Below are 5090 nucleotides of genomic sequence, written 5' to 3'. Positions count from 1 at the left end.
TGGATTCGGTAAAGAAATTTCAGGTCGGCGTATCTCCACAGCATCCCCCAATCAGTCCCCTCTCCCCCTGGGAGAGGGTTAGGGTGAGGGCCACTTTCGGATCAACGCAATTTCGCGTCTACTGTCCACCGCTCCAACCACACTCAAGGACTGAATGTGACCACCCCGCGCAACACCCACCTGATCGTCACTGCACGCCTGATCTCCGACTTCGGCGCCTTCCTCAACATGGTTGCGCTGACCACCTACGTCTATCTGCTGAGCAACAGCGCCATGAGCGTCGGGATCTTTCTCGCCAGCCGCGTGGGCGGAGGAATTTTTGCCAGCCTGATCGGCACCGCGTTTTACCGCCGCTGCAGCGGCCGCGCACCGCTGATCGCGTTCGACCTGCTGCGCGCCAGCGTGCTGGGCTTGTTGTTGATCGTGCCCGTCAACCAGCAGGCCTTGCTGTTACCGGTGATCGCCTTCGGTCTGGGTCTGGGCAATTCGATGTTCGCCATCGGCCTCAACAGCCAGTTGCCGCGTCTGATCCCCGCCGAGCAATTGCTCAAGGCCAACGCCTGGATCACCTCGGCCTCATCCGCCGCGATGGTCGGCGGCAGTCTGGTTTCAGGTCTGCTGGTCGCGGGTTTTGGTTTTGAAACGGTATTCGCCCTGAATGCGCTGACTTACCTGCTGGCAGCATTATTGATTGTGCCGCTGCGGTTCGAACCGGCGACCGTCAACGACGAACCTGATCGCAGCGAATGGACCGCGTTCAAGCAAGGCCTGCGTTCTGCGCCGGTGATTGCCGCGATGCTCGCGGTGACGATGGCCGACACCTTGGGCAGCGCTGCGCACAACGTCGGCTTTCCGATCATTTCCAAATTGCTCACGCCGGAGTCTGCGAGCACCACGCTGGGCCTGATGCTCGCGGTGTGGGCCAGCGGCAAACTGCTGGGCGCGCGCATCGCCAGCCGTCTCAAAGGCTCGGACAACATCCACCTCGAACGACGGTTTTTCTTCGGTGTGGCGCTGATGTCCTGTGGCTTTATCCTGATGTTCCAGCAACACAGCCTCTACGGTCTGCTGCTGTTTTCCTTACCGGCGGGTTTGGGTGATGGCTTTTCCGAAGTCGGGCTGATGTCGCGTCTGCAACGTGAGCCCGAGCGCTTGCGCCTGCCGATTTTCAGCGTGCTGACCTTGCTGCAGATGACCGGGTTCGGCATCGGCATGCTCATCGCCGCGCCGTTCTACGGGTGGTGGACGCCGGGTGCCGTGGTCATGCTGTTCCACGGCATTCCCCTCGGCACATTGCTCACGATAAAGCTGTTGGCGCTCAAGCGCGGGCGGGTTGCGCGCAGCAGCCCGACGCCAGCTCCTTGAGAATCGGGCAGTCGGGGCGGTGGTCGCCGTTGCAGTGCTCGACGAGGTCTTGCAGGGTGTCGCGCAGTTCGCCGAGTTCGCGGATCTTCTGATTCAACTCGTCGATGTGCTGGCGGGCCAAGGCCTTCACGTCGGCGCTGGCCCGTTGGCGATCCTGCCAGAGGGTCAGCAGTTTACCGACCTCTTCCAGCGAAAAGCCCAGGTCCCGCGAGCGCTTGATGAATGCCAGCGTGTGCAGGTCATCGTCGCCATAGACCCGATAACCGCTGTCGGTGCGATGCGCCGCTTTGAGCAGACCGATCGACTCGTAATAGCGGATCATTTTTGCGCTAAGGCCACTGTGTTTGGCTGCTTGACCGATGTTCATCGGTGCTCCTCCAAGTCCTTGGGTTTCCAGGTTTTCAACAGTAGCGCATTGCTCACCACGCTGACGCTCGACAGCGCCATGGCTGCACCGGCCAGTACCGGGTTGAGAAAACCGAATGCCGCCAGCGGAATGCCGATCAAGTTGTAGACGAAGGCCCAGAACAGGTTCTGGCGGATCTTCGCGTAGGTCTTGCGGCTGATTTCCAGCGCCGCCGGCACCAGCCGTGGATCGCCGCGCATCAGGGTGATGCCCGCCGCGTGCATGGCCACGTCGGTACCGCCGCCCATAGCGATGCCAATGTCCGCAGCGGCGAGGGCCGGGGCGTCGTTGATGCCGTCGCCAACCATCGCGACCACGCCGGTTTTTTTCAGCTCGCTAACGGTCGCGGCCTTGTCCGCTGGCAGCACTTCGGCGTGGACATTGCTGATGCCCAGCGCTTCGGCGACCACACGAGCGCTGCCGCGGTTGTCGCCGGTCAGCAGGTGGCTGTGGATATCCCGGGCGGCAAGTTGTTGCACCGCTTCCAGTGCGCCGGGTTTCAGGGTGTCACCGAAGGCGAACAAGCCGAGCACTTGCGGTTCAGGACTTTGCTCGATCAACCATGACAGGGTGCGGCCTTCGGCTTCCCAGGCTTGGGCGGATTCGCTCAGGTTGCCGGCGCTCAAAGCGCTTTCCTCCAGCAACCGGCGATTGCCCAGCGCCAGGCGCCGGCCGTCGAGATTGCCGGCGATGCCACGACCGGTGAGCGACTGGCTGGCGCTGACATCCGGTACGTGCAGTCCTCGTTCCGCTGCGGCATCGAGCACCGCTTTGGCCAACGGGTGTTCGCTGCCGCGTTGCAGCGCGCCGGCCAGTTTCAGCAGAGTGTTTTCGTCACCGTCGACTGCGGTGAAATGGGCGATACGCGGCGTGCCGGAGGTCAGCGTGCCGGTCTTGTCGAACACCACGCTGCTGACTTCATGGGCGCGTTCCAGCGCTTCAGCATCCTTGATCAGAATGCCGTGACGCGCGGCCACGCCGGTGCCGGCCATGATCGCGGTCGGCGTGGCGAGGCCCAGTGCACACGGGCAGGCGATGACCAGGACCGCGACCGCATTGATCAACGCGGTTTCGAGCGGTGCGCCGTAGAGCCACCAGCCGATCAGTGTCGCCAAGGCAATCAGCAACACGGTTGGCACAAAGATCTGGCTGACTTTATCCACCAGTTTCTGGATCGGTGCCTTGGCGGCTTGGGCGTCCTCTACCAGACGAATAATCCGTGCCAGCACGGTTTCCGCACCGAGTGCCTGAGTGCGCACCAGTAAACGGCCTTCACCGTTGATCGCGCCGCCCGTGACCTTATCCCCCGGTTGTTTCGGCACCGGCAGGCTTTCGCCGCTGATCAGTGCTTCGTCGGCATGACTCTGGCCTTCGATGACTTCGCCATCGACCGGGAAACGTTCACCGGGTTTGACCAACACCAGATCGTTCAGGCGCAACGCGCTGATGGCGACATCCTGTTCGCGGCCGTCGATCACTTGAATCGCCCGCTCCGGGCGTAACGCCTCGAGGGCGCGGATGGCGCTGGCGGTCTGACGTTTGGCGCGACTTTCCAGGTATTTGCCGAGCAGCACCAAAGCGATGACCACCGCCGACGCTTCAAAGTACAGATGCGGCATACGCCCGGCGGCGGTGGCCCATTCGTAAAGACTCAGGCCATAACCGGCGCTGGTGCCGAGGGCGACCAGCAAGTCCATATTGCCGGCGCCGGCGCGCACCGCTTTCCACGCGGCGACATAGAAACGTGCACCAAAGATGAATTGCACCGGCGTGGCGAGGGCGAATTGCGCCCAGGCCGGGAGCATCCAGTGGATGCCGAACGGTTGCAGCAACATCGGCGCCACCAGCGGCAGGGCGAGGGCAGTTGCGCAGATCAACGCCCAGCGTTCATGTTTCAGGCGCTGTTGTTGGTTATCGTTTTGTGGGTGTTCGGCTTGCCAGACGCTGGCCGAGTAGCCGGCCTTGTTCACGGCGTCGAGCAGGGTTTGTGAGTCGACCTGACCGAGCAATTCCAGATGCGCGCGTTCGTTGGCAAGATTGACGCTGACGCTTTTCACCCCGGCGACTTTAGTCAGGGCACGCTCGACGCGACCGACGCACGAGGCGCAGGTCATGCCTTCAATATTCAGTTCGATAGTCTGCTGCGGCACGCTGTACCCGGCACGTTCGACCGCCTCCATCAACGCCGGCAGGCTGTCGCCGGGCGCCTGCACACGGGCTTGCTCGGTGGCGAGGTTGACGCTGACGGCACTGGCGCCGCTGACTTTACTCAAGGCCCGCTCGACACGCCCGGCGCAACTGGCGCAGGTCATGCCGGCAATCGGCAGGTCGAAAGTGATGGAATCGGACATCGGTCGTACTCCCTGTAGTAGATGCCTACAAGGATCAACCTTGCCATGCGGGCAAGGTCAAGCGCCAATCTTTGAAGCGCTGCAAAAGCAACTGTGGGAGCGAGCCTGCTCGCGAAAGCGGCGGGTCAGTCAACATCATCGCTGAATGACACACCGTATTCGCGAGCAGGCTCGCTCCCACAGGTCTGGATTTGCTTAGTAGCCGAGATCGGCGCGCTTCAGGTACATGCCTTCCTGTGTCATCGCGATCCGGTACTTCTGCACATCGCCCGCCTGCAGTTTTATTTCCTGTGAACCCGGTGCGAGCAAGCCCGGATTGCAACCCGGTACTTGCCCCGGCAGTAGTTTCAGACGTAGCGAAACAGTGCCAGGTGGCAAGTTGAAAGATGTGCTCTGTTCCTGAAACAGGCGTGCCGACAGCTGATCCTGGATATACACACCGATCTCGCAGGAGGTTGCCACTTCCAGACGCTCACGGGAGATGATCAGAACGCCGTAATCCTCGCCAGCGGCTTGTACTTGAGGAACGGCGGCAAAGAGGCTGAGCAAGCCAAACAGGCTGAAAGCTGACCAGCGCATGGCTGAATCTCCTGAATTTAAGTCATTAATGTACGCAGCTTGGCCGAGCGCGGCGCCGATTGCCAGCCCGGCAGTTTATTGAAGAACTTGACCTTGCCATCGTGGCAAGCTCGAAACTGCCGGCAACCTCACTCAAAGGAGTCATTCCATGCAAGTGTTCAACGTTCAAGGCATGTCTTGCGGTCACTGCGTCAAAGCCATCACCAACGCTGTGCAGGCCAAGGATCCGGCGGCCAGTGTGCGGGTTGATCTGGCTGCGAAAGAGGTCGGCGTGGAAAGCGCGCTGAGCGCCGAGCAGGTGATCGAGGTCATCAGCGAAGAAGGCTACGCAGTGAAACTCGCCTAGAAGCAAAAGATCGCAGCCTGCGGCAGCTCCTACAAGGGGACGC

General features: G+C 61.6%; 5 protein-coding genes. 2 read left to right on the top strand and 3 right to left on the bottom strand.

All coding sequences use genetic code 11. The features are described 5' to 3' along the window. Positions 1-156: 156 nt before the first annotated feature. Positions 157-1365 carry an MFS transporter gene (locus tag ACW9IR_RS28600; RefSeq protein ID WP_102901606.1) on the top strand — a complete coding sequence of 403 codons (1209 nt, stop codon included), beginning with the start codon at positions 157-159 and terminating at the stop codon, positions 1363-1365. On the opposite strand, the gene cueR is transcribed toward ACW9IR_RS28600, so the two are convergent. The 3 genes from cueR to ACW9IR_RS28585 all read right to left on the bottom strand — a co-directional run bounded on the left by cueR (position 1319) and on the right by ACW9IR_RS28585 (position 4701). Then, positions 1319-1732, bottom strand: a complete 414-nt coding sequence (cueR, locus tag ACW9IR_RS28595) for a Cu(I)-responsive transcriptional regulator (protein WP_095122009.1) — start codon at positions 1730-1732, stop codon at positions 1319-1321. The genes ACW9IR_RS28600 and cueR overlap by 47 nt on opposite strands. Beyond that, a complete protein-coding gene (gene cueA, locus ACW9IR_RS28590) occupies positions 1729-4122 on the bottom strand; it encodes a copper resistance metal-translocating P1-type ATPase CueA (RefSeq protein WP_457465973.1) in 2394 nt (797 codons plus the stop codon). The genes cueR and cueA overlap by 4 nt, the downstream gene beginning before the upstream one ends. A 195-nt stretch (positions 4123-4317) precedes the next feature. Then, on the bottom strand, positions 4318-4701 hold the full coding sequence (locus tag ACW9IR_RS28585; protein WP_102901604.1) for a hypothetical protein: 384 nt from the start codon (positions 4699-4701) through the stop codon (positions 4318-4320). A 148-nt stretch (positions 4702-4849) separates the two neighbouring features. On the opposite strand from ACW9IR_RS28585, the gene ACW9IR_RS28580 reads away from it, so the two are divergent. Beyond that, entirely contained in the window at positions 4850-5047 is a 198-nt protein-coding gene (locus ACW9IR_RS28580; RefSeq protein ID WP_025111719.1) for a cation transporter, read from the top strand. Positions 5048-5090: the final 43 nt, after the last annotated feature.

The sequence above is a fragment of the Pseudomonas sp. SDT291_1_S447 genome, from assembly GCF_054070155.1.
The sequence above is the reverse complement of the archived record's forward strand: the minus strand, read 5'-3'. Positions and strand labels throughout refer to the sequence as shown.

Bases quoted from the DNA above. Each gene is read 5' to 3' on its own strand.
- ACW9IR_RS28580 (WP_025111719.1), top strand. From the start codon at position 4,850: ATGCAAGTGTTCAACGTTCAAGGCATGTCTTGCGGTCACTGCGTCAAA.
- cueR (WP_095122009.1), bottom strand. From the start codon at position 1,732: ATGAACATCGGTCAAGCAGCCAAACACAGTGGCCTTAGCGCAAAAATG.
- ACW9IR_RS28585 (WP_102901604.1), bottom strand. From the start codon at position 4,701: ATGCGCTGGTCAGCTTTCAGCCTGTTTGGCTTGCTCAGCCTCTTTGCC.
- cueA (WP_457465973.1), bottom strand. From the start codon at position 4,122: ATGTCCGATTCCATCACTTTCGACCTGCCGATTGCCGGCATGACCTGC.